We start from the raw sequence: 26,174 nt of genomic DNA on the forward strand, positions 1-26,174 counted from the left end.
ACTGACCGGCCCCGCGAAAGCAGCCACATTGTTCATTATCCATTGCCCATTTTACATTATCAACGTTTACTTTGACAAACATGAAATCATTCAAATCCTATATACTCCCTGCTTTAACGACCCTGGTGCTGGCTTCGTGTACCAGCGATCTGACGCAGATTCCTATTTCGCAGGCGACAACGGCTACGTTCTACACGCAGACCAATGACTTCCTGCAAGCCTCAAACGCAATCTACAACGACCTGCGGGGTTACCCGGACCGGCAGCTGAACCTCTCCGAAACCCGTTCGGATAACCTCTATGCCGTCTCGGATGGCGGTGTCCGTGACTGGGAGGGTATCAACAGCTTCCACAAAACGATTGCGTCGAACCCATACGTGTCAGACGCCTGGAGTGCCAACTACAACGGCGTATACCGTGCCAACGTCCTGCTCGATCAGCTGGCGAAAAACGGCAAGGTGATTACCGACCAGAGCCTGAAAACGCGCCTCGAAGCCGAAGCGAAGTTCCTGCGGGCATTCTTTTACTTTGACCTGGTGCGCTGGTTTGGCAAGGTGCCGGTAATCGACAAACCGGCTACGGCCAACGAGGTACTGTCGATTCCGCGCAGTCCGGTCGAAGACGTGTACAAACTGATCATTTCTGACTTACAGTTTGCCAATACTAACCTGCCCGAAACCTATGCAGCGGCCGACAAAGGCCGGCCCACCAAATTTGCCGCAAAGGCAGCCCTGGCACTGGTATATATGACGCGCTCGGGTAAAACTTACGACATCGAAGGACCGGGCGTAGGTGCCAACGAGTGGGGCAATGCACTGACCCTGCTGAACGAAATCATTGCCAGCGGTAAATTTTCCCTGCAATCAAGCTATACCAGCGTATTCTCGTATACCAACGAGAATAGTGCCGAAGTGATTTTTGATATTCAGTACCAGACCGGTCTGAGCCCGGTGGTGGGTGGTACGTTCCCGTGGGTACTGGTGCCGGATACCTGGTTTCAGTCGCAGGGAAAAGCGGTGCAGGGTGGTCTGACGATCCGGCCGGTATCGACCGATCTGCTGAACGCCTATGATGCCAAAGACACGCGCAAGGCATTTACCATCCAGTCGGGCTATGTCTACAACGGGGTGGCCGAAACGCGCTCGTTTTTCAAGAAATACGTTGACCTGACCAAGGTGCCGACCAACCGCGTTGACTGGCCGATCAACTTTATTGTGTTCCGATATGCCGATATGCTGATGTTGAAAGCCGAATGTATCCTGCGCGGGGCGTCGGGTACGCAGGCCGATGTAGACGCCATCGTGAACCAACTCCGCACACGCGCCGGGCTGGCTGCCACGACCAACGTTACGTTGACACAGTTGCTGAAAGAGCGTCGGCTCGAATTTGCGGCGGAAGGCTCGCGCTGGCATGACCTCGTACGTTTTGGGGTAGTAGATACCGTGATACCGGCATGGATTACGGCTGAAGACGTGCAGAAAGTAATGCAGCCGTTCCAGAAAAACTACATCCTGTATCCGGTTCCGCAAACCGAGCTGGACGTAAAACAAGGTCTGTACGTCCAGAACGCCGGTTATTAGGAAAATAGATAATGAATAATGTAAAATGAATAATGTAAAATGGATAATGGGATGGACCTGACTGATTACTCATGTGAAATGAGGGGGGGGTAGCGTAAGCCATTATCCATTGCTCATTACACATTATCCATTACTAAAATAGTTTGCTGATTATTTGTTTGTAAACCGACTTCCCGATTGCCTTTGCTTTCGGGAAGTTTTGTTTATTATGAGAAAACTCGTTTTGCTGCTTACCGGCTTTTGCCTGCATACAGCGCTGTTTGCCCAGATGCCGCCGGGCTGGCACAACCAGCCGCGTACCCTGCATTACCGCCCCGACGGCGACGATTTTGTGACGGTCAACGGAAAGCGACGCTTCAACAGGGCGTTGTACGGGACTAATACCGCCTTCCGCGCCGAAGCAGGCGATTTGCCGGAGTTTGCGCTCTACCTGCCGGGCGTCGGCGGTACGATGCGGCTTGGGATTGTGGTAAACGGGAAAAGTAAGTGGCTGATTGAGGCCGACAGGGTCACTGCCCGCTACCGGCCGGGGTCGATGCTTTACGAAATAACAGACGCCTTGTTAGGTAAAGCCACGCTGCACCTGACGGTATGGGCCATGAGCGATGCCGAGGGGTTGTTGGTCGAGGCACGTGCTACCGGAACGTTGCCCGAAGGGGTATCGCTGGTGTATGCCTTTGGCGGTGCGACGGGTAAAAAGCTGAACCGCGACGGTGATATCGGTGCCGACCCGGAATCGAGCTTTTACCTGAAACCCGAAAACTGTGCGGCCAACCAGATTGACCTGAACGCGTCCGGCTTTACGCTTCATTTCGGCGCGGCTACTCAACGGCGAAAACTGATTGGGACGTTCCCCGCCGGTACCACGCAGAAAACCGGTGACGCCGATAAACAAGCCTCTCCGGCTGAGCTGCTGAGTTCGGAAGCTGCCAGTGCGCCGGTGGTAGTCGGGTCGGTGGAGTTAGCGACCGGTATGCCGGTATTTGCCGGTATTCAGGTGCCTGGTGCGCGTCAGACACTGACCGCCGCCGAACTGCCGGTGCTGGCCCTACAAGCCGAACAGGCACGGAAAGCCCTGGCTAACCGGGTCATTATCCGGACGCCGGACCCATGGATCAATACGTTGGGTGGTGCCCTGAGCGTGGCGGCCGATGCCATCTGGGAAACCCCCACGTATATGCATGGGGCTGTGGCCTGGCGCATGCGGCTGAATGGCTGGCGGGGACCCTATGCCGGTGATCCGCTGGGCTGGCACGACCGGTCGCGGACCCACTTCCGGGCCTATGCCAAGTCGCAGCTTACCGAACCGCTGACGGGCCCGAATGTGCCGGACACCCTGCTGCATTTCGCCCGGCAGCAGGAAAAGCTGGGGAATACCGTGTTCAGCAGCGGCTACATCTGCCGGAACCCCAACGGTGATTTCCGGCCGCACCACTATGACATGAACCTCGTCTACATCGACGAACTCCTCTGGCACATCAACTGGACGGGCGATCTGGCCTTTGTCCGTGAAATCTGGCCGGTGCTGACCCGCCACCTTGCCTGGGAAAAACGCAATTTCGACGCCAATAACGACGGCCTTTACGATGCGTATTGCTGTATCTGGGCCAGCGATGCCTTGCAGTACAGCGGGGGCGGGGTGACCCATTCGTCGGCCTATAACTACCGTGCCAACCGCATGGCCGCGCGGCTGGCGTCGCTCATCGGCGAGAATCCGGAACCATACCGGCAGGAAGCCGATAAGATTTTACGGGCGGTAAACAGCCAGCTTTGGTTACCCCGCAAAGGCTGGTATGCCGAATACAAGGATTTGTTGGGCAAACAACTGCTGCATCCGGCGGCCGGACTCTGGACCGTTTACCACGCCATTGACTCCGACGTGCCCGATCTGATGCGGGCCTACCAGACTCTCCGGTATGTCGACCATGAAATACCGCACATCCCGATCCGGGCGGCGGGCCTGGCCGACACCAGCCTGTATACCTTGTCAACCACCAACTGGATGCCGTATGACTGGTCGCTGAATAATGTGGTGCTGGCCGAACTGATGCACACCAGCCTGGCCTACTGGCAGGGCGGGCGTACGAACGAAGCCTTCCGTCTCTGGAAAAGTGCCCTGGTCGAGAGCATGTATGTGGGCGCCAGTCCGGGCAATTTTCAGCAGCTGTCGTTTTACGATGCCAACCGGGGCGAGCTCTACCGCGACTTTGCCGATCCGGTGGGCATGGCGGCGCGGTCGGTGGTGGAGGGCCTGTTCGGGATTGTGCCCGATGCCCTGAGCCATACGCTGACCATCCGGCCGGGCCTGCCTGATGCCTGGGATACGGCTCAGCTGACGATTCCCGACGTGCAGTTTTCGTTCACCCGCGAACGCAGGGGCGGGCAGACCACCGAACGCTACGTGATCAAGCCAACCTTTGGTCAGCCGATGGCGCTCCGGCTTCAGGTAAAAGCGCATACGGAACAACTCGCGCAGGTGACCGTCAACGGGAAGCCTGTTTCCTGGTCGGTTTTACCGGCTTCGGTTGGTAATCCGGTGGTGGCGATAGAGGCTGAAGCCGCAGCACAGTATGAGGTAGACCTTGTCTGGTCGGGGGCCGCGCTGGAAGCCGCACCGACCCTGCCGGAACAGGCGATTGGCGCGGCGTTATCGGCGCAGTTCAATAAAGCGACGGTCGTGCAGGTGGCTGACCCGCAGCAGGTACTGACACGGTTAGCGAAGAATACGCACCAGCTTCAGGGGGTCGTTACGGGCGAAAAAGGCCACCGGACGATGTTTGTTCAGTTGCGTCAGGGGGCATTTACGTGGTGGGAGCCGCTGCACATTACCGTAACCGACCCGATATCGTTTGAACGCACGACGACGGCAGAAAGCCCCGAACTGCGCTTCCGGATCGTGAACCATACGCAGACACCGGTTCGGGGAACCCTGCGGGTAAATTCAACCTACAGTGTGCCGGTTTCGGTGGCTGCGGGGAGTACGTCCGGCGAGATTACGGTGCCCGCCGGTCAGGTTGTGTTGGGGAGTAATGTCCTGGCACTGCGTTGGCAGGGTGGTCAGTCGGCAACCGGTCAGTTGATGAACTGGACGGCCACCACATCGCCCAAACGCACGGAACCCGTCCCGATGACCGGGCTGTTCAATGACCGGATTACCAACCTTTTCCGCAATAAGTACCTGTCGCCCCGCCCTGATTCGCCCACGTTGCAGCTACCGGAGCAGGGCATCGGCAATTGGTGCTACCCGAACACCGACGCGGTTATTGATGACGCCGGTCTGCGGCAGCTCGCCGGTGCAAAAGAGGAGATCTACCTGCCGGGCGGTATCCCGTTCCGGACGCCGGGCGTTGGCACGCAGCCGAACACGCTGTTCGTCTCGCAGTGGGATAATTACCCGCACGAAGCCAGTGTACCGTTGACCGGCCGTGCCGCACACGCTTACCTGCTGATGGCGGGCACCTCCAACCCGATGCAGAGTCAGCTCGACAACGGAGAGGTTTTGGTGGAGTACACCGACGGCACCCGTGACCGGTTAGCGTTGCGCAACCCCGATACCTGGTGGCCGGTTGAGCAGGATTATTATGCCGATGGCTATGCCTTCCGGCTGGCGCAGCCGGTGCCGTACCGGGTGCATCTGAAAACCGGCAGGATCGTACGCGGGGAGACAGACTATACCAGCATCAAGGGATTCACGAACCGCGCCATCGACGGCGGGGCGGCCACCGTGCTGGACCTGCCGCTTCAGCCGGGCAAGACCTTAAAACAACTGCGGGTACGGGCCATCGCCAACGACGTAATTATCGGGCTGCTGGCGGTGACGCTGGTGCGGGAGTAGGGGTGGGGGGAGTGCAGAAGATCTGCTACGTCCGTGTGAAAGCCGGTCTCTAACCGGTATCCTGTTCGAAGAAGGTCAGTATCTATTAATGTCTGGTTTCGTTCTGCATAGTCATGAACACGGGGTAGCTTTAGCGTTTTAAACGTGCTAGCTGAAAACCCTCCGACGGGACGCGAGTCTTGTCGACGGGGATCTGCCCCGCGCAGAGCGAACAACAACTCATAACAACCGCTTTCTATTTGACTTCACTTTTCCGTTGAAGAGCTATAATATTTTTTACTCCATAGTAAATGCAGCTAATTCCACCGTAACCCCACAACGAGGTAATTAATCCGCTTCTACTCCAACTCGTTCTGCTTAGAGCGGACTATGACGGAATAAGCCCTGTGAATCAGCAGCACGGCTGAAGACAGGCAAAGCAACCGTACCCAAGCCGAATCAGCCAGTATCGTCATAGCTAAAAGAAAAAGGCCAAAGGCGATGCGTAGAACGACGAAGAGGTTGGATAACCAGGCTTTTTGGTTCGTGTTCATAGTATATAAATTTTATATCAATCCTGACTGCCGGAATGCTTGTTTTGTCGGAGCATCCGCTTTGCTTTTCAAACCATGCCTGTCCGAGCGGTTGACTTGCCGACCGCAACCCGGAACAGGAGGCCTAAAGCTGCCTTCTGCGGCCTTAAACTTGTCAACCGCAACCCGGAATCTGAAGCACTGCTTTTAGCCTGCACCCAACGCTACCATGTGATGATGGCGTAGCGTAGGGAGACATGTACACACATGGACGGTTGGGCTGTCAAAATTTGACTTCGGGACGTACGGCCTGTCGCCGGGAAAGGTGGCATATTAAGCCACAACATGGGCTATTTATCTTTGGAAAGTTTTTGCTGAACACTTTTAACAAACCCGGCTGATACGCCTGCTATTGCGGCAACCTGCTCAACGGAATGGCTTGTCTCATTCAACAAATAGCTGACAAACTTCGTCTGCTCTTTTTCTTGGGCCATCATGTAAGCTGCGTCCTTCTCGACACTTACAAATTTAGTGATGCTATCCATAGCGAGGTCTCTGAGTGTTTGTCCTAAATTACGCAACTGCGCTAACACACGCAACTGGCTGAAATATCTTTTTAACGCTAAATCCCCTTTGGTCGTTTCTTCAACCCACCGAATGATTTGATGTAGAACCGTTTCCGGGCTGTCCCCCTTGAAATCTGCCAGTACTGCTAAAATCACTTCTTCAGGCTGTTCCGATTTGAGAAATGTGTGATAGTCAAGGTAAGTAAAAGCAATCAGCGGAAACTCATACCTCATTAACTCGCTTTCATATCGGGTGTCCATTTTGGGGATGCCAGCCCCCAGAAACAATACGTACTGACGGATGGGTATTTTGTATTTTCGAGCCAGCATGATGTGATAGTCAGCCATGCGATACACCATTTCTGGTTCGTCAACCAACTGAAATTCAAGATGCAGAACAAATGTACTACCCTGGATATCCTTGATTTTCTTTAGCGCATCAGGCTTACGCTCTTTGGTGTGTTGAATGTCGTCCGGCAATTCTTCTGACTCGACTGCTGTAATACCGAGGATATTTTGCATCAAACTCGGAATGACAGCCTCAATATTTTCTTTGAATATTTTGTCGTACTGACTGACTTGTTTACCCATGAGTCAAAATTACCCGAAATCGACAAAACCGCACTGGGGCGATTAGCCTGTCGAACGAAGCTCAGAAATGGAGACCCCAAGGCCTGATTTTCGGGGCAGTTGGCTTGTCGACAGCAACCCAGCCAACTCCCGAATAGTTTACCTTGTCGGGTCGTTTATGTTATCGCCCGAAAGCTACCCCGCAAGCATTTTATGGACTCGCACCCAACCGTTGCTTACTTATGATGCAATCTTAATGAATGCCTTGACGCTTTGCAATAACCCTCGCCAGAAAATACCTGAAACAGAACTCATCGGACAGGGTGCAAGACAAATGTTTACTCAGGCCCCTCGTTAGGCGTAGTGCACACTACGCCTAACAAGCGAAATTTACATCATAATGAACAATCTCCAGGAAATCATCAATCCATTGAAAATAATAACCAGCCAGCTGATTGCCTGGTAATAAGGATCATTTCGGAATGGATATGACAGGATGATTGAAAGAATGCTACATAGCAAGAAGCCAATATGTAAAGCGGACGGATTTTGTAAAAAAGCCGGATAAACACGCAGGTATGTTGCACGTTGCTCATTTAACGTGTGTGATTTCAACGTTGTAGTATAGAATAAATACCCACTATCCAGGTACGACACTACGCACAAGAGGCAAGCTGCTACTACGTTCCTCATCGTTTTTGTCAAAAGTTAACAGTGATTAAAGAAAGAAACAACATATATTTAGCCATATGTCAGGGCAGATTCTTAGGCTACAAACTATGCTTAACGCCCACGGAAGAAGCATACACAAAACCATTAGACGGACACCTGCCTGAATAAGCACAACCGGTGCAATTTGCCGCGAGACAGGAGGGTGCGGGAAAGTTTGGCTGAAAGATAAAATCAAATTTGACATCCGGTTAATACCATTTACCCGGGATCGCTTATACGGCTCCTTACCTTCCATGGAAACAAATCTGAATACCCTGTCACGACGCGACTTTCTGCGTCAGTCTTCTCTGGCAACCGCCGGTCTGGTGGCGGCATCTCCTCTGACAACCCTGGCCGCGCCGATGGCCAAACGTAAAGTGGCTATGGTCGGTACCGGCCACCGCGGCACGAGTATGTGGGGTACGCCGGTCGTCAGGGAGTTTGCGGATATCATTGAGTTTGTCGGCCTGTGCGACAAAAACATCGGCCGCGCCGAAACGGCCAAAAAAATGCTGGGCGTGTCCTGTGCGACCTATACCGACTTTGAGAAAATGATGCAGGAAACCAAACCGGACCTGCTCATCGTAACCACCGTAGACGCGACCCACGACGAATTTATCATCAAGGGTATGGAAATGGGGGCCGACATCATCACCGAAAAGCCCATGACCACCGACGAAACCAAGTGCCGGGCGATTCTGGATGCGGAAAAGCGGACGGGCAAAAAAGTGACCGTAACCTTCAACTACCGCTACTCGCCGCACCGCCAGAAAATCTACGAACTGCTGCGCGAAGGGGCCATCGGCAAGATTACGTCGGTCGATTTTCACTGGTATCTGGATACCCGCCACGGGGCCGACTATTTCCGGCGCTGGCACCGGCTGCGCGAAAACAGCGGATCGCTGTGGGTACACAAGGCGAGTCACCACTTCGATCTGCTGAACTGGTGGCTGGAGTCGGAACCGGAGTCGGTCTATGCGCAGGGTGCACTGGAAAACTACGGCAAAAACGGGCCGTTCCGCAGCACAAACTGCCGCGCCTGCCCGCACAAATCAGACTGTAACTACTACTGGGATATTACCAAAGATAAGCGGTTGACAGCGCTGTATGTCGATAACGAAAAATACGACGGCTACCACCGCGACGGCTGTGTCTTTAAGGAAGATATCAATATTTTCGACAAAATGGCGGCCACGATTCATTATGCCAACGGGGTGAATGTCAGCTACTCACTGACAACGTACTCGCCGTATGAGGGCTACCGGATTGCATTCAACGGCACAAAAGGCCGTTTAGAGGCGTGGATTAAAGAGTCGGGCAAAATGACCATTGAGCCGTATGACGAGCTGATGCTGTCGAAAAACTTTGGCGAGGTCGAGTACATTAAAGTACCGCAGGCCGAAGGCCACGGTGGTGGCGATGCCCGGCTGCGGGACAAAATCTTCCGGAATCCCGGGGCGAAAGACACCTTCCGGCAGGCCGCCGGCAGCCGCGACGGAGCCATGGCGATTCTGGTCGGCATCGGTGCCCGCAAAAGCATCCAGACCGGTCAACCCGTCCGGATCGAAGACCTGACGGGACTGAAACCGCTGGCTGTCAAATCGTAACGTGGGGGATAACGGAAATTGTATGGCGCCAACCGTAGAGACGCAACATCTTGCGTCTCCTTTATTCAGGTTCAGAACGTTATTTAGGCAGGTAGAGACGCAATATCTTGCGTCTCGTTTGTTCAGGTTCAGAACGTTATTTAGGCAGGTAGAAACGCAACATCTTGCGTCTCCTTTATTCAGGTTCAGAACGTTATTGGGGTGGTTTGAGACGCAATATATTGCGTCTCTACTGGTAATGTGGCTGGTCGTGTCCGGTAACGCGGCATGGGCATCGTCCGCCATTGATCTGAAAGGGCAGTGGCGGTTCCGGACCGATGCGGCGGATAAGGGTGTGGCTGACCGGTGGTTTGCCGGTAAACTGCCCGAAACCATTAAACTGCCGGGCTCTATGGCCGAAAACGGCAAGGGCAGCGACATTACGCTCCAAACCAAGTGGACGGGCAGCATCTACGACAGTTCGTGGTACTTCAACCCGCGCATGGCGAAGTACCGGCAGCCGGGAAACCTGAAATTCCCGTTCTGGCTGACGCCGGTGAAGGAATATGTCGGCGCTGCCTGGTACCAGAAAGACGTGACTATTCCCGCCAACTGGGCAAATCAGCACATTGAACTGTTTCTGGAACGACCGCATACGGAAACCCGCGTCTGGATCGACGATGCCGAAATCGGGATGCAGAATAGTCTGGTGGCTCCCCATGTGTTTGACCTCACCGGTAAGCTACCGCCCGGTAAACACACGCTGACCATCCGGATCGATAACCGGATCAAGGACATTAATGTCGGCAAGGACTCGCACAGCCTGACCGACCATACGCAGGGCAACTGGAACGGCATTGTGGGCCGTATGGAATTACAGGCCATGCCGCCTGTCCGGGTAGACGATGTGCAGGTGTATCCTGATCTGATGCAAAAACTTGCGCGGGTGAAGGTGACAATCAATAGCCTGACCCCCAATGCGGCCGGTACCCTCCGGATAGCAGCGTCGGCGTTCAACACGGCGAAAAAGCATGTCGTCCCGCCGGTTTTGCAGTCGTTTACGCTGAATGGTACCTCCGCAATCCTGGACATTGTCTATCCGATGGGCGACGGCCTGCTGACATGGGACGAGTTTGATCCGGCGCTTTACCAGCTACAGGTTAGTGTCCGGTCGGGTCAGCAGGAGCACCGGCGGGCAGTACAGTTCGGGATGCGGGAAGTCGGCATTCAGGGGACGCGGTTTACCGTCAACGGCCGGCCGGTTTACCTGCGCGGGACGGTCGAAAACTGTGATTTTCCGCTGACGGGCTATGCCGCCATGGATGTACCGGCCTGGGAGCGTATTTTCCGGATTGCCAGACAATACGGCTTGAACCACATGCGCTTCCACTCGTACTGTCCGCCCGAAGCAGCCTTTATCGCTGCCGATAAGGTCGGGTTTTACCTGCAACCCGAAGGGCCGAGCTGGTGCAACCACGGCACGTCGCTGGGCGATGGCAAACCCGTTGACAAGTACCTCTACGACGAAACCGACCGCATGGCCCGATCGTATGGCAACTATGCCTCGTACTGTCTGCTGGCCTATGGCAACGAACCCGCGGGCCGCAACCAGGCGAAGTGGCTGGGGGCTTTCTGTACCTACTGGATGGCCAAAGACCCGCGCCGGAAATACACCGGGGCGTCGGTCGGGATGAGCTGGCCGCTGGTGCCCGAAAACGAATTTATGGTTAAGTCGGGGCCCCGCAACCTGCCCTACGACAAACTACCGGAGAGTACCGGCGATTACCGCTCAAAGCTCGAAGGCTTTACGGTGCCCTACCTGACGCACGAAATGGGGCAGTGGTGCGCAACGCCGAATTTCAAGGAAATCAAAAAATACACCGGCGTGTACCGCGCCCGCAACATGGAGCTGTTTCAGGAAGACCTGACCGACCGGGGCATGGGCGACCAGGGCGATCAGTTTCTGATGGCTTCCGGTAAGTTGCAGGTACTGTGCTACAAGCAGGAAATTGAGTGGTCGCTCCGGACGCCCGGCGGCGCGGGGTTTCAGTTGCTGTCGCTGAATGACTACTCGGGGCAGGGAACGGCGCTGGTCGGTTTGCTGGACGCGTTCTGGGACGAAAAAGGCTATGTCAACGCGAAGGCGTTCAGGAAGTTTTGTAGCGAAACGGTGCCGCTGGCACGACTGCCGAAGTTCGTATACCGGTCGGATGAGACGATGGAGGCAGCGGTAGAACTGGCCCATTTCGGGAGGTCTCCGCTGACCAATGCACGGCTTATTTGGACACTGACCGGTCCGGCCGGAAAGGTGGTGGCACGCGGGGCCTTTGCGCCACAGTCGTTTTCCATCGGCACGAATCAGCCGGTCGGGACGGTCAGTGTACCGCTGGCTGCTATACAGCAGGCCACAAAGCTCACCCTGGAAGTGTCCATGCCGGGCACGGCGGTTGCCAACAGCTGGGAGGTGTGGGTCTATCCGGCAACCCTGCCGGCCTTAGCCGAAGATGATATTTATGTGACGACAACCCTGGACGAAAAAGCGGAGACTGTTCTGAAAAACGGGGGGAAGGTGTTCCTGCAGGCGGCCGGGAAAATTGAAAAAGGCAAGGAGGTGGTGCAGCACTTTCTGCCGGTATTCTGGAATACATCGTGGTTTAAGATGCGGCCGCCGCACACGCTCGGCTTCGTGGTGAATCCCGCACATCCGGCATTTGGGCAGTTCCCGACCGACCCGCACAGTAACCTGCAATGGTGGGAGATTGTACATAAGGCACAGGTGATGAACCTCGAAGATTTTCCGGCCTCGTTCCGGCCGATTGTACAGCCCATCGATACCTGGTTTCTGAACCGGCGGCTGGGCATGATTCTGGAAACAAAGGTAGGGGCGGGGAAACTGATGTTGTGCAGTGCCGACCTGCTGAGCGACCCCGACCACCGGATCGTTGCCCGTCAGTTGTTCCGGAGCCTGCGGGCGTATATGCAGACCGCCGCTTTTGCCCCGGAAACATCGGTAGATTTAACAACAATCCGCGCTTTGTTCAACAGCCCGTCCCGCGATACCTTCAAGGCATTTACGGCCGATAGTCCTGATGAACTGAAGAAAAGCCGGATGTAAAATAAACTGAAAAAACACATGAAAACACTGAAAATGTTGCTGGCGATTGCGCTGATCGCCGTTGTTTGTACTGCTAATGCCGCCACAAAGGGCGATGACAAAAAAGATGTTGAACAGGCCGTTGAAAAACTGCGGCAAGGCATGCTGAACGGCGACCGCGCCACGCTGGAATCGGTAGCGGCCGAGGAACTGAGCTATGGCCACTCCAACGGCCGCGTCGAAGACAAAAAGGAATTTGTGGAGGCGTTTGTCAGCGGTACATCCGATTTCAAAACCATCGAACTGACCGATCAGACCGTTACGGTGTCGGGTAATACGGCCTGGGTACGGCACAAGCTATACGGCGAAACTAACGACAAAGGCGTACCGGGAACTGCTAAAATCTCGATTCTGACAGTGTGGGTAAAGCAGAAAGGTACCTGGAAGCTCTTCGCCCGGCAAGCCGTTAAAATTCAGTAATGGTTTACCACATAGCCATATAATACAAATAGGGTAAAAACTTATGGTTTCCATGTGGCTATGTGGTAAAGTAATAATTTGTTAATCAGGAAGTTTAGTGTATGATTCTTCTTTGGCTTTCGTTCTGGCTGACGCTCTTCAGTGCACCGGATCCGGCGTGGGTAAAGCAGGTGGGTGCCCGTCAGCAACCAACCCGCAAAACCGTTTTCCTGACCAACCAATACGGTGCCGTAGCCGATGGTAAAACGCTGGCCACCAACGCCATTCAACAGGCAATTGATGCCTGTGCGGCCAAAGGCGGCGGCGTGGTTTCCTTTCAGCCCGGGCAATACCTGACCGGTTCGCTGTTTCTGAAGAAAGGCGTTACGCTGCGGATTGACAAAGGGGTTGAACTGCTCGGCAGCCAGTCACTGACCGATTATCCCGAAATCGACACACGGATTGCGGGCATTGAAATGAAGTGGCCCGCCGCCCTGATCAACGTACTCGGGCAGACCAACGTGGCCGTAGTGGGCGAGGGGACCGTTAACGCACAGGGCAAACCGTTCTGGGACAGCTATTGGGCCATGCGGAAAGAATACGAGCCGAAAGGCCTGCGCTGGATCGTTGATTATGACGCCAAACGCCCGCGTACGCTGCTGGTGGCCAATTCGTCGGATGTGACGCTGAAAGACATTACCCTGCAACAGGCCGGTTTCTGGACCGTTCATATCCTGTATTCCGACCACGTAACGGCCGACGGTCTGGTGATTCAGAACAATATCGGCGGTCACGGCCCGAGCACCGACGGCATTGACATTGACTCATCGAGCTATGTACTGGTGCAGAACTGCGACATCGACTGTAACGACGATGATTTCTGCCTGAAAGCAGGCCGCGATTGGGACGGGCTGCGTGTAAACCGGCCAACCGAATACGTACTTATCCGAGACTGCATTGCCCGTGCGGGCGGGGGGCTGATTACCTTTGGCAGTGAAACGTCGGGGAGCATCCGGCACGTAATTGCCCGGAATCTGAAGGCTAAAGGAACCGGCGTCGGTATCCGGCTCAAATCGGCCATGACGCGGGGCGGCACCGTGGAGGACGTTTCGATGGAAGACATTACGATGGACGGGGTCGGTACCGCCATTGAGGTAACCATGAACTGGAACCCGAGCTACAGCTATTCGACCTTGCCGGCGGGGTATACCGAAGCCAGCTTACCGCCCCATTGGAAAGCCATGCTGCAAAAAGTCGAACCGGCCGAACGGGGTATACCGCACTTTCGCGACATCCGGATTGCCAACCTTACGGTATTAGATGCTAAGCGGGGGATCCGGGCCGAGGGCTCAGGACAGTCGTTGCTGGAAAACTTCCGGTTAGATAACGTGTCTATCAACGCTGCACAGGCGGGCAGTATCGAGTTTGGTAAAGACTGGATTGTCAATAAAGTCAGCATTTCCGGTAAAGACAGCAAACCGCTGGAGGTGAAAAAAAGCACCGGAGTTACGTTTTAAATTGGCTTTCCGGTAAGTTACGGCTAATTTCCGGCCCTAATCGAAACGGCATGGAACTAACGGCGTACCTCAACGAACTGGTCTCTCTCTCTCCCGAACTGGAACACGAACTGGATCAGGCGGTTGCCTGTGACGTTTTTCCGAAGCGGCACAAACTCCTGCTGCCCGACAATACCTCGCAGAAGGTTTATTTTATCGAACAGGGCCTCGCCCGTACCTACTATATCAAGCCCGACGGCAAAGATGTAACCCATCATTTTATTCTGGAAAACTCCTTTTTTATGGCCATCGAAAATATTTTCTATGGCCGGACGTCTCCCTATGGCTTCGAACTGCTGGAAAAATCAGTGGTCCGGTCGATACCCTATGCCGATCTGGAAAAGCTGATTGACCAGCACGATAAGCTGGAAAAAATAATGCGGACACTACTGATCCAGACCCTGAAAACCTTTTCCGACCGGTTGTATGCCCTCCAGTTTCAGTCGGCGCAGGACCGGTATAATACGTTGCTGGCGCAGTATCCGTCCATTCTCCAGCGCGCTCCGTTAGGCCATATTGCGTCGTATCTGGGCATTACCCAGCAGACTCTCAGCGTGATACGCGCGCAACGTTAACCGATTCGCTTCGTTCGGCCAAAATCAGGGCCTTACAATAAATTTTAGCTTACTTTCAGGTTATATACTGATTTTTTAATCCAGATGAAAAGAAATCAGGGCCGCTGATTAGTCTTTTGTATGACTAATTGGATAGGCTATGAAAACGATTCATCCGGCAAAAACAGTCCATTATCTATATATCACCGACGAGTCAGGGATCGGTGATGTGTTTCCGGCTATCAAACAAAATCTGGTCGGGTATCCCTCAACCCACGTATCCCTGATCTATGCATCCGGGACATCAGCGCACGTCTTTGCACCCGAGCTGCATATTCTGTCCCGTCACTTCCCGACTCAATTCATTCCCGCGCTGGTATATGATCCGGAAAACCGGTTCGATCATCAGGCAACCATCGAAACCATGCTGAACGCCAACACCCGCGACCAGCTGAAGATCAGCGTGGCCGGGATGCCGGAATTCGTGTCGGTCGTCCGGGATCAGCTTCTGTTTTTAGGAATTAAGAAAGAAACCATACATCTCCATTTTTTAAGATAGATGAAAAGAAAGCAGTGCTTCATCTGTCAATTTTGCATCATCATTCTTCGACGTATTAATCGCTATGAAAAGCCAGAAACTCTATATCGCGCTGATCGCTACGGCACTGGTAAGTGGCTGTCAGACAAAGGAAAAAACAACAGAGGTAAAGGAAACGGCTATTCCGGTCGTTACGGAGCAGGTCAGCCGCAAGCAGGTCAACCGCACTACCTCCATCAGCGGCAACATTGAAGGCAGCCGCACCGTCCGGCTGGGCTTTATGGTTGCCGGTAAATTGAACTTTATCGCGGCCGACGAAGGGCAGGTTGTCCGCAAAGGTCAGCTCTTAGCCAGCCTCGACCCGACCAACTACGGCATCGCTAAGGAAATGACCGATGTGCAGGTGGCACAGGTCAGCGATGAATTCAGCCGCCTCAAACTGATGCACGACCGCAACAGCCTCAGCGACGCCGACTTTGCGAAGGTCAACTTTGGGCTGCAACAGGCAAAAGTGCAGCAGAAACTACAGGCCAGAAACCTCTCAGATACAAAATTATATGCACCCATCAGCGGGGTAATGCTGAAAAAGCTGGCCGAAACGGGCGAAATCACCGGTGTGGGTACGCCGCTCTTTGTCGTTTCAGACATCAGCAAGGTCAACGTAAACGCCTATATCCCGGAAAGCGAGTTGCATAGTATCAAAATCGGCCAGCCGGCCACCGTTCTGGTGTCGTCGCTGAGCCAGACCTTTACCGGCCGGGTAAAAGAAGTCGGTTCGGTGGCCGACGTTACCTCACGGGCCTTTACGGTCAAAATCGAACTGCCGAACCCGAAAGGACTGATCCGGCCGGGGATGATCGCCGAAATCACGCTGAAATCCAGTCAGCCGGTTGAACGCCTGTTGCTGCCCGCTGAGGCCATTCTACACGATACCGACAGCCAGAGCTATGTATTTGTGGTCGATAAAGGGCAGAAAAAAGCCTTCCGCCGTAATGTGAGTGTGGGCCAGCTGGTCGATAACAAAATTGAAGTGACCGCCGGTTTGTCACCGCAGGAAATCGTGGTTACGGGTGGTCAGCAAAAGCTCACCGATGGTTCTTCTGTCAGCCTTTCTAACTAATCAACGTCATGAATTTCGTTCAAGCTTCTTTAAAATATAAACAGGTCACGCTGTCGGTGCTTCTGCTGGTGTTTGCGCTGGGCGTTTACTCGCTGCTGACGATGCCACGGCGCGAAGACCCTAAAATTACCGTGCGTCAGGGTCTGGTACTAGCCTTTTATCCGGGAGCAAACTCCGCGCAGGTAGAAGATCAGGTGACCAAAAAGCTGGAGCAATACCTGTTTCAGTTTGAAGAGGTCCGGAAAGATAAAACCTATTCGACCACCCGCGACGGCATGGTGGTGGTAAATGTCGAACTGGGGGAAAATGTAAAGAATCCGGATGTATTCTGGAGCAAACTGCGCCATCAACTGCTGGTGGTAAAAAGCCTGGAACTGCCGCAGGGCGTGCGGGGGCCAATCGTAAACTCCGATTTCGGCGATACCGAAGCCCTGGTGATCGGCATTGAAAGCGACCAGGCCAGTTTCGCGCAGCTGAAACAATACGCCCAAAAGCTGGAAGACAACCTGCGGACCATTCCGGCCGTGTCGAAAATCAAACGGGTCGGCGATCAGCAGGAGCAGATTACGGTTTCGTCAAACTCCGAAAAGCTGGCGCAGTATGGCGTTGATATGCAGCAGGTTGTGAAGGTGCTGCAATCTCAGAATACCATCGGAGCCACGGGCTCAATTGATACGAAGTCGCGGAAAGCCCCGCTTTATACCAGCGGCTATTTTACCAGAGAAAATGAAATTGCCAATCAGATTGTCGGTGCCTCAAAATCAGGGGCTATTGTCCGGTTGGGCGACATTGCTACCATCCGGCGCGAATATGTGGAGCCGACCAGCCGGATAACCGTCAACGGCCACAAGGCCCTGATCCTGACGGTGCAGATGCACGAAGGCAACAACATTGTGAATTTCGGAAAAGCCGTTGATCAGAAAATTGCCGAAACCACAAAGCTGTTCCCTGCCGATGTGACCCTGACCACGATTGTGAATCAGCCGCAGGTCGTGGGCCACAACGTGTCGCACTTTATCGACGAGTTTTTCCTGGCCATTATCTCAGTCGTGATTGTGGTGGTACTCTTACTGCCGTTCCGCATTGCGTCGGTAGCGGCCATGGCCATTCCGATGACGGTGGCGGTGACGTTTGCGCTCATGCACGCCTTTGGCATCGAGCTGCACCAGGTATCCCTGGCGGCCCTGATTGTGGTATTGGGTATGGTGGTCGATGATGCGATTGTGATTGCCGATAACTATGTCGAACTACTGGACGAGGGCGTTGAGCGCTGGACAGCGGCATGGCGCAGTGCGAGCGATCTGGTGGTGCCGGTGCTGGCGGCTACCGTTACAATCATTGCGTCGTTTATGCCGATGATTCTGCTGACCGGTTCGGTCGGCGAGTTTATCAATGCCCTGCCGTGGACGGTTGCCATTGCGCTGGCCTCATCATTTATCGTCGCGATGGTCCTGACACCGCTGCTGTGTTACGTCTTCATTAAGAAAGGCTTACACGATCCGGATGCGGTGAATGAGCCCAAGAAAACGTCGTTGCTCGACCGGATGCAGAACGGTTACAACGCCTCCCTGGACTGGGCAATCCGTCACCCGAAACTGACCATCGGCCTGAGCCTGATTACCATCGTCTTTGCCGGACTGCTGTACACCGGCGGGGTGCGTCAGAAGTTTTTCCCGGCAGCCGAACGCAACCAGTTTGTCGTTGAACTCTGGATGCCGACCAGCACCAGTCTCGACAGGACCGAAGCGGCCATTAAAAAGGTCGAAAAGCTGATTCAGAAAGACGACCGCGTGACGTCCTTTGCCACGTTTGCCGGTACGAGTGCCCCGCGTTTTTACTACAACTTTTCGCCGGAAGTGCCGGTCAGCAATTACGCCCAGATTCTGGTGAACACCACCGATGAGCACACGACCGAGGCACTGGCCGACGAGTTACAGGATAAGGTAGAAGCCATCATTCCGGAAGGCCGGCCCCAGATTAAACTGCTGCAACAGGGTCAGCCACTGAAAGCGCCGGTAGAGGTCCGGATTATCGGGGATGATATTAACCGGTTGAAAACCATTGGTCAGCAGGTAGAAGGGATCGTGAAGAACGCGCACGGCAATGCTCTCGTCCGCAATGATTTTCAGGAAGACTATTACGGCATCAGCATTCAGCTGAAAGACGAAGCCAGCCGCCTCGGGTTTACCACGTCGGGTATTTCGCAGATGATTTACACCGGCTTTAGCGGGGCACCCATCACGACCCTGTACGAAGGCAACAACGCCATTGACGTGGTGTTCCGCCTCGATAAGCAGAACCGCGAAACCACCGACGATCTGGGCAATACCTACCTGTCGTCGCCGGTTACGAACGGTCGGGTACCGCTGCGGCAGATTGCGGATCTGGTGCCGCGCTGGCAAACCGGCCGCATCATGCACCGCAACGGCGTCCGCACGCTGACAGTGCAGAGCGAGACCGGTAGGGGTGTGCTGCCGGCCGAACTCCTGAAGGAAATCCGGCCCGCTATCGACCAGATTCAGCTGCCGGCCGGTTACCGGATTGAGTACGGCGGCGAGTTTGCCAACAAGCAGGAAACGTTCAGTCAGATGATTACGGTACTGGTAATCAGTCTGGTCCTGATTTTCTTTATCCTGCTGTTCCAGTTCCGGAACCTCAAGGAAGCGGCCATTGTGATGCTGACCATTCCGCTGAGTTTGTTCGGGGCCTTGTTCGGGCTCTACATCACCGGCAACAACTTTGGCTTTACCGCCTTTGTGGGTCTAATCAGTCTGTCGGGCATTGTGGTCCGGAACGCGATCATTCTCGTGGATCACACCAACGAACTGATGCACCACGGCATGGACATCCGGACGGCAGCCATTGAGTCGGGTAAGCGCCGGTTGCGGCCTATTTTCCTGACCGCGTCGGCGGCGGCCATCGGGGTGTTGCCGATGATTCTGTCAGGGTCGCCGATGTGGAGTCCGCTGGCGAGCGTTATTGCCGTCGGGGTGCTCTGGTCGATGGTCATGGCCCTGCTGACGGTGCCGGTGCTGTACATCGCCTGGGTTAAGCCGTCCGATAAAAAAGAGATCCTTGCCGCCCAAAAACAACCTGTTCACCATGTATAACACGTCGAAACTATATATCAGCCTCGGCATCATGGGGATGTTGACGGCCAATCCGGCCACCGCCCAGCAGGCGGGACATCAGCCGGAGCAGATCAGCTTACAGAAAGCGATTGATCTGGCGCTGCAAAATAACCGTGGTCTGGCGATCCGTAAATTGCAGGTCGCCGAAAAACAGGCGAAACTGAAAGAGGACGAGGTTAAAAAATACCCGTCGGTAACGGTCAACTCCACCTATCAGTACAATGCCAATACCGGTTCGCTGGTGATTGATCAGGGATCGTTCGGGGTGTTGCCGCTGAATGCGACCACACAGGTGCCTTTGCCCAACGAAACAAAAACGTTTAATCTCGGGCAGCACCATACCATCAACGCGGGGATCATGGCCTATCAGCCGATTACCCAACTGGGCAAGGTAAAAACCGGATTGGCCATCGACCAGACCGACATTCAGGTCTCGGAGCAGGAGCGGCGCAAAGCGGCCCTGCAAATCCGGCAGGCGGTGGAGCGGCTGTATTATGGCTTGCTGATCAATCAGCAGCAACAGACAGAAGCTGCGTCTAAACTCGATGTGGCAAAGCTGAAACTGTACGATGTAGAAAGCGCGTTGGGGTCGGGCAAAACCATCAACGTCAGCAAGGCCGGTTTGCAGGCCAACATTGCCGACGAGGAGCAGAACCTGCTGAAGCTGGCGATTCAGCGCGAAGACTACGAAACGGATTTGAAACGGCTGACCGGCATCAAAGCCGATTCGCTGGTGCTGGCCGGTGTCGAGTTAACGCAGATTGCCGTGCCGTCACTGGACTCAGTGGCCTTGTCGGCCCTGCGTAATAACGTCGATATTCAGCTGGCAACGCTGGGACAGCAGAAAGCGCAGCTGGGGATTAAAGCCGCACAGCAGAGCTACCGGCCCGATGTGGGCGTGCTGGCAGGGTATACCTACCAGCAGGGCAATCTGATTTTTCCGGTTAACAACCCGTATGTGGGCGTAAACCTGAAATGGAACCTGCAGGACCTCGTGGCTAACAAACAGGTGATGACCCAGCGCAACCTGATCCGGCAGCAGGCACAGGAAAACCTGCTGAATACGCAGGAGCAGGTGAGCAGCGATCTGGAGAAGGCCTACCGGAAAATAAGCCAGGCCAGGGCGCTGATCGACGTGGCGCAGAAAGCCGCCCGATACCGCGCTGAAGAACTGAAAGTACAGCAGGACCGGCAGGCCGCCGGTCTGAATCTGAAATCGGACTTGCTGACGGCTCAGTCGAATCTGGCCAAAGCGCAGGTTGACCTTCTGGCCGCGCAACTGAACTACCAGCTGGCGGTTCTGGATGTAAACCTGCTGACGGGAACCCTGTAGAGACGCAACATCTTGCGTCTCATGGCTGATCATTGTGTTGTAGTACAGGTTCGGGCGGTGTTTGTTGTAGAGACGCAATATCTTGCGTCTCATGGCTGATCATTGTGTTATCGTATAGGTTTCGGGCGGTGTTGGTTGTAGAGACGCAAGATATTGCGTCTCTACCGCGACCATTGTGTTATAATATAGTTTCGGGCGGTGTTGGTTGTAGAGACGCAATATCTTGCGTCTCTACCGGGACCATTGTGTTATAATATAGTTTCGGGTAATGTTGGGTGCTGGAGACGCAATATCTTGCGTCTCTACGTGTTGTGGCCAGCGTCCGGGCAACTGCCCATAAGTATGTAAACCAACGGTTCGGCTTTATTGATACGAATCAATGCGCCGTTTGCGGGCGCCAAAACCCTTACTTACTTCATGGACCAGTTCAATCTTAATCGTCGTCAGTTTATTCAGGGGACGACCGCTTCACTGGCGCTCACTGCCATGGGCGCACAGGCAATGGACGTTACAAAGCCGATGAAAACCTACCGCGTAGCCCTGATCGGAACCGGCTGGTATGGCAAAAGCGATTTGTTTCGCCTGATTCAGGTGGCCGATGTCGACGTTGTCGCGCTTTGTGATGTGGATAAAAATATGCTGGAAGCAGCCGGGAAACTGGTGAGTCAGCGACAGAAATCCGGAAAAGTCCCGAAACTGTACGGCGATTACAAGAAACTGCTGGCCGAAAATCAGCTGGATATTGTCCTCATCGGCTCGCCTGACCATTGGCATGCGCTCATGGCGATTGATGCGGTGAAGGCGGGGGCCCACGTATACGTGCAGAAGCCGATCAGCGTCGACGTGATGGAAGGGGAGGCCATGGTAGCCGCCGCCCGTAAATACAACAAGGTGGTACAGGTCGGGACACAGCGGAAAAGCACCCCGCACCTGATCGACGCTAAAAAGAATATCGTTGATGCGGGTCTGCTCGGTAAAGTCTCGCACGTCGAGATGTGCTGCTATTTCCACATGCGCAACAACGGTAATCCGCCGGTGGTGGCCGTACCCGATTTTCTGGACTACAACATGTGGACGGGTCCGGCCCCGTTGCGGCCCTACGACGGCTTGCCGCACATCCGCTGGTGGCGGACATTCAAGGAGTATGGCAATGGCATAATGGGCGATATGTGTATCCACATGTTCGACACCGTGCGCTGGATGCTGAAACTGGGCTGGCCGCAGAAAATCAGCTCGACGGGTGGTATCTATGTTCAGAAAGACGGTAAATCAAACATCGAAGATACGCAGTCGGCCATTTTTGAATATCCGGAGCTGAACTGTGTGTGGCAGCACCGGACCTGGGGAACCCCTAGTAATCCGGACTATCCGTGGTCGTTTACGCTCTATGGCGAAAAAGGGACGCTTTGGGCCAGTACGATGAGCTACGACTTTATCCCGCAGGGCAAAGGCGATAAGATTCACAAGGATGTCGTCTACGAAAAAGAGAAATATCCGGAAGACCTGACCGAAGAACGCATTGAGCTGAATGCCGCTCCGGCCACCCGCCTGCACATGCTCAACTTCCTCGAAGCGATTGAAAAGAACGGCCGCCCCGTGGCTGATATCGAAGAAGGGCACATTTCGACGGCAAGCTGTCTGATTGCAAACCTGTCGATGCAGCTTGGCCGGCCGCTGGTCTATGACCCGCAGAAGCGCGAAATCGTCGGCGATAAAGAAGCGACCAAACTCCTGCAGCGCCCGTACCGCGCGCCATGGGTGCACCCTGACCCGAAGAAGGTATAATTTTTTTTAAACCACAAAGGCGGGAAGTCGGAAGGTGCACGAAGAAAATTTCTTTAAAACTTTGTGCCCCTTCCCGGCTTCGCGCCTTCGTGGCAACTGAAAAAAATAACCACAAAGGCGGGAAGTCGGAAGGTGCACGAAGAAAATTTCTTTAAAACTTTGTGCTACTTCTCGACTTGGGGCCTTCGTGGCAACTTTAAAAACGAAATGACAAACCGAATCCTTTTCCTGCTGCTGTGGCTGGTAACCACCTCACTATATGCACAGCGCACCTTCACGAATCCGATTAAAAACTCAGGCCCGGACCCCTGGGTCGTGCAGAAAGACGGCTGGTATTACTACATGAACACCACCGGCCGCAACCTGACGCTCTGGAAAACCAAAAACATGGCCGACCTGGCAACCGCCGAACACAAGGTCATTTATACCCCGCCGCCCAAAGAACAGTATTCCCGTGAATTGTGGGCACCCGAAATTCACTTTATCCGCGGGAAATGGTATGTCTATTTCGCCGCCGACAGCGGCCGGAACGTGAACCACCGGATGTGGGTGGTCGAAAACGATTCGCCGGACCCGATGCAGGGAACCTGGGTACTGAAAGGTAAACTCACCGACCCTGGCGATCACTGGGCCATTGACTTGACCGTTAAGGAGTTTAAAGGCAAGCTGTACGCCGCCTGGTCGGGTTGGGAAGGACCGATAAACGGCCGTCAGGATATTTACATCGCCGAACTCGAAAACCCGTGGACGATGAAAGGTGACCGTGTCCGGCTGTCGAAGCCGGACCTGCCGTGGGAAATGCACGGCGATGTGCCGCAGGAATGGCAGAAAAACGGCGAAGTACCGAAGGTATTCGTCAACGAAGGCCCCGAGTTTCTGGAACACGACGGCAAGCTGTTCCTCATTTATTCGGCTAATGCCTGCTGGCTGGACTACTGCCTGGGCATGCTTCAATACACTGGCAAAGGCAGTCTGACTGACCCGAAAAACTGGAAAAAATCGCAGACGCCTGTGTTTGTGCAGGCGCCTGAAAACAATGTCTGGGCACCGGGCCACGGGGGCTTCTTTACCTCGGCCGACGGCAAACAGAGCTGGATGATTTACCACGCCAATCCGTCGGCTACCGATGGCTGCGGCAACAAACGGGCCCCGCACATGCAGCCGTTTACGTGGAATGCCGATGGTACGCCGAACTTCGGCAAACCTCTCGCCAAAGTACCGATGGCCGCCCCGACAGAATAAAGGAGCTTTTGACAGGATTACAGGATGAACGGGATAGTCTATATCCTGTTCATCCTGTAATCCTGTCGACGTTTAAAATCAATAGTTTACCCTGTAAAACCTTAATACTTCAGCCGCGCTATTTTGCCGTCCATGGTCGTAACCAGCAGTTCGCGTTTGCCCAGCGGCCAGATACGGTTCACCATCGCATTTGACAGCTTGTGGACCCACGCCACCTGCTTAGCCGGCTTATCAATCGCATACACAGCCCCGTCGTCGGTCGGTACGTAGAGGAAATTATCCCGCTCGGCTACCGGCGACGGACTGATTTCGTAGCCATACCGGCAATTGACAAACCAGCTGCCTTTGCCATCCACCGACGCGGTCGGAATGGCCCAGACCGAATCCTGCATGCACTTCACATAAATCAGCGCTTTGTCGGCCGATACGCCGATGGACTCAAACCCCTTGTGCTCGCTGGTTTTCCAGATTTCTTTACCCGTTTGTGCGTCGATGGCCGTCACGGTGCGGTCGGGTGTCTGAATAAACAGCCGGTTGTTGACCAGCACCGGCACACAGGCCGCCGGTGAAAAATTCCGGAGCTTGTTGTTGGTCCAGGTCCAGACCAGGTCACCGGTTGCCTTGTTGAGCGCATACAGACTGGAGCCCCACGAACCGATATAGACGTTGTGTTTGTCGGCCACCGGCACCGACTCGATAAACCCGTTGATGCCGCCAAACGCCCAGACCGGCGATCCGTCGTTGAGCGACAGCGCACGGAATTTCCCCTCCGAACTACCGATAAACACCCGCTTGCCGTCGATCAAGGGGGAGGCAACGATGGGTTTGCCGGTTTCCTGTTTCCAGATCAGGGCGCCGGATTTGCGGTTGAGGCAGTAGATAACCCCGTCGGTCGAGGCCACGACAACGCGGTTGCCGTCGATAGCGGGCGTGGCGTAGACCTTGCCGCCGGTCGCGAATTTCCAGACCGTATCGCCGGTTTTGGCCGACAGCGCCACGATGTAGCCCTGCGTGTTCGGGTAAATGCAAAGCCCTTTGGCCTCCGTAATACCGGCCCCGACATCACTGCTATCCTGTTTCTCCCAGACCGCTTTAACGTTGCTATACGTGGTGTTGGCCTGAAAATCAGGGCGGGGATAGGTTTTGGTTTCACTCGCAAACCGGTGATCACGCAAGGGAATCGTCCGCCAGACCGGTTTGGTTTCGCCGCCCGGCGTACGTTCCGCAAACGTCATGATATCGTTCTGAATCGTCACCAGGTTATAACCGCCGACAGCGTCTTTGGCGCGGAGATTCGACCGGCCCATCGTACCCGGAATACCTTCGTAGTCCATGGCGCGGTTGGCATGGCCGTGGCCGCACATCGCTGCCTGAATATTCGTCTTTTTCAGCTCGTCGATCATCAGGTACCAGTTGGCCAGCGCATCATCGAGCGGGTAATGGTTCATGAAAATAACCGGCTGGTTGGTTCCCTTCAACTGCGCCACCTCCGACCGGAGCCAGAGCACGTCCTCACGGGCCACCAGTCCCGGCGACATCCGCATGTTAGGGCCGCTGCCACAGCCAATGAAGCGGTATTTGCCGAAAGTAAACGAAAACCGTTCGGCCCCGAAGAACTTCCGGAAGCTGTTGCAGCCGTTTTCCGACCATTTGGTGTCGTGATTACCTGGAAAAATATACCACTTCTTGTTAAGGCCATCAATGATCTGTTTCGCCTGCCGGAACTCTTCGTCGGAACCATAGTCGGTCACATCGCCGGTAAAAACCACAAAATCAATGTCGGTCATGCTGTTGAGGTCAGTTACGGTGCGTTGCAGGTCTTCGGCGGCAGTAACCGGTGCGCCCACGTGCGTATCCGTCACGAAGGCAAACCGTATGGGCCGTTCGGCTGGTGTTTGCGCAACGGACAGGCTGACGGACAGGCAGAAAGATAGAAAAAGGAAAAGGAGTGCTTTGGTATGCATAACGTTTAATAAAGTAATTCACATGAGGCGGCTGATAA

Annotated in this window: 15 protein-coding genes; 13 read left to right on the forward strand and 2 right to left on the reverse strand. The window is 54.5% G+C overall.

All coding sequences use genetic code 11. From position 1 onward, the window contains the following. Window positions 1–80 precede the first annotated feature (80 nt). Window positions 81–1,580 carry a RagB/SusD family nutrient uptake outer membrane protein gene (locus BLX24_RS14805; protein ID WP_071503936.1) on the forward strand — a complete coding sequence of 500 codons (1,500 nt, stop codon included), beginning with the start codon at window positions 81–83 and terminating at the stop codon, window positions 1,578–1,580. 208 nt (window positions 1,581–1,788) lie between these two features. Further along, window positions 1,789–5,415 (forward strand): DUF4450 domain-containing protein, encoded by a 3,627-nt coding sequence (locus BLX24_RS14810; protein WP_071504137.1) that lies wholly within the window; start codon window positions 1,789–1,791, stop codon window positions 5,413–5,415. Between the two features lie 862 nt (window positions 5,416–6,277). Here BLX24_RS14810 and BLX24_RS14820 read toward each other — a convergent pair. Further along, on the reverse strand, window positions 6,278–7,084 hold the full coding sequence (locus BLX24_RS14820) for an RpnC/YadD family protein (protein WP_071503938.1): 807 nt from the start codon (window positions 7,082–7,084) through the stop codon (window positions 6,278–6,280). 944 nt (window positions 7,085–8,028) lie between these two features. Between BLX24_RS14820 and BLX24_RS14825 the strand changes: the two genes are divergently transcribed. The 11 genes from BLX24_RS14825 (at window position 8,029) to BLX24_RS14875 (ending at window position 24,172) form a co-directional block, all read left to right on the forward strand. Then, window positions 8,029–9,381: a Gfo/Idh/MocA family oxidoreductase gene (locus BLX24_RS14825; protein ID WP_071503939.1), complete on the forward strand. Its 1,353-nt coding sequence runs from the start codon at window positions 8,029–8,031 to the stop codon at window positions 9,379–9,381. A gap of 238 nt (window positions 9,382–9,619) precedes the next feature. Further along, entirely contained in the window at window positions 9,620–12,475 is a 2,856-nt protein-coding gene (locus BLX24_RS14830) for an exo-beta-1,4-galactosidase (RefSeq protein ID WP_083421997.1), read from the forward strand. A gap of 18 nt (window positions 12,476–12,493) precedes the next feature. Beyond that, window positions 12,494–12,934, forward strand: coding sequence for a nuclear transport factor 2 family protein (locus tag BLX24_RS14835; RefSeq protein WP_071503941.1), 441 nt, complete (start codon window positions 12,494–12,496; stop codon window positions 12,932–12,934). Window positions 12,935–13,035: 101 nt separating this feature from the next. Continuing rightward, window positions 13,036–14,430, forward strand: a complete 1,395-nt coding sequence (locus tag BLX24_RS14840) for a glycoside hydrolase family 28 protein (RefSeq protein ID WP_071503942.1) — start codon at window positions 13,036–13,038, stop codon at window positions 14,428–14,430. A gap of 50 nt (window positions 14,431–14,480) precedes the next feature. Beyond that, a complete protein-coding gene (locus tag BLX24_RS14845) occupies window positions 14,481–15,044 on the forward strand; it encodes a Crp/Fnr family transcriptional regulator (RefSeq protein ID WP_071503943.1) in 564 nt (187 codons plus the stop codon). A gap of 139 nt (window positions 15,045–15,183) precedes the next feature. Next, window positions 15,184–15,582, forward strand: a complete 399-nt coding sequence (locus BLX24_RS14850; RefSeq protein ID WP_071503944.1) for a ferredoxin reductase domain-containing protein — start codon at window positions 15,184–15,186, stop codon at window positions 15,580–15,582. 64 nt (window positions 15,583–15,646) lie between these two features. Next, the gene (locus tag BLX24_RS14855; RefSeq protein WP_071503945.1) at window positions 15,647–16,681 is read left to right on the forward strand and encodes an efflux RND transporter periplasmic adaptor subunit; all 1,035 of its coding nucleotides are present in this window, start codon (window positions 15,647–15,649) and stop codon (window positions 16,679–16,681) included. An 8-nt stretch (window positions 16,682–16,689) separates the two neighbouring features. After that, the gene (locus tag BLX24_RS14860) at window positions 16,690–19,791 is read left to right on the forward strand and encodes an efflux RND transporter permease subunit (RefSeq protein WP_071503946.1); all 3,102 of its coding nucleotides are present in this window, start codon (window positions 16,690–16,692) and stop codon (window positions 19,789–19,791) included. Beyond that, window positions 19,784–21,145: a TolC family protein gene (locus BLX24_RS14865; protein ID WP_071503947.1), complete on the forward strand. Its 1,362-nt coding sequence runs from the start codon at window positions 19,784–19,786 to the stop codon at window positions 21,143–21,145. The genes BLX24_RS14860 and BLX24_RS14865 overlap by 8 nt, the downstream gene beginning before the upstream one ends. 417 nt (window positions 21,146–21,562) lie before the next feature. Further along, entirely contained in the window at window positions 21,563–22,930 is a 1,368-nt protein-coding gene (locus tag BLX24_RS14870) for a Gfo/Idh/MocA family protein (RefSeq protein WP_071503948.1), read from the forward strand. Between the two features lie 207 nt (window positions 22,931–23,137). Then, on the forward strand, window positions 23,138–24,172 hold the full coding sequence (locus BLX24_RS14875) for a glycoside hydrolase family 43 protein (protein WP_071503949.1): 1,035 nt from the start codon (window positions 23,138–23,140) through the stop codon (window positions 24,170–24,172). 101 nt (window positions 24,173–24,273) lie between these two features. On the opposite strand, the gene BLX24_RS14880 is transcribed toward BLX24_RS14875, so the two are convergent. Next, a complete protein-coding gene (locus BLX24_RS14880) occupies window positions 24,274–26,136 on the reverse strand; it encodes an outer membrane protein assembly factor BamB family protein (protein ID WP_071503950.1) in 1,863 nt (620 codons plus the stop codon). Window positions 26,137–26,174 lie beyond the last annotated feature (38 nt).

Source organism: Arsenicibacter rosenii, from assembly GCF_001870735.1.
Classification (GTDB): domain Bacteria; phylum Bacteroidota; class Bacteroidia; order Cytophagales; family Spirosomataceae; genus Arsenicibacter; species Arsenicibacter rosenii.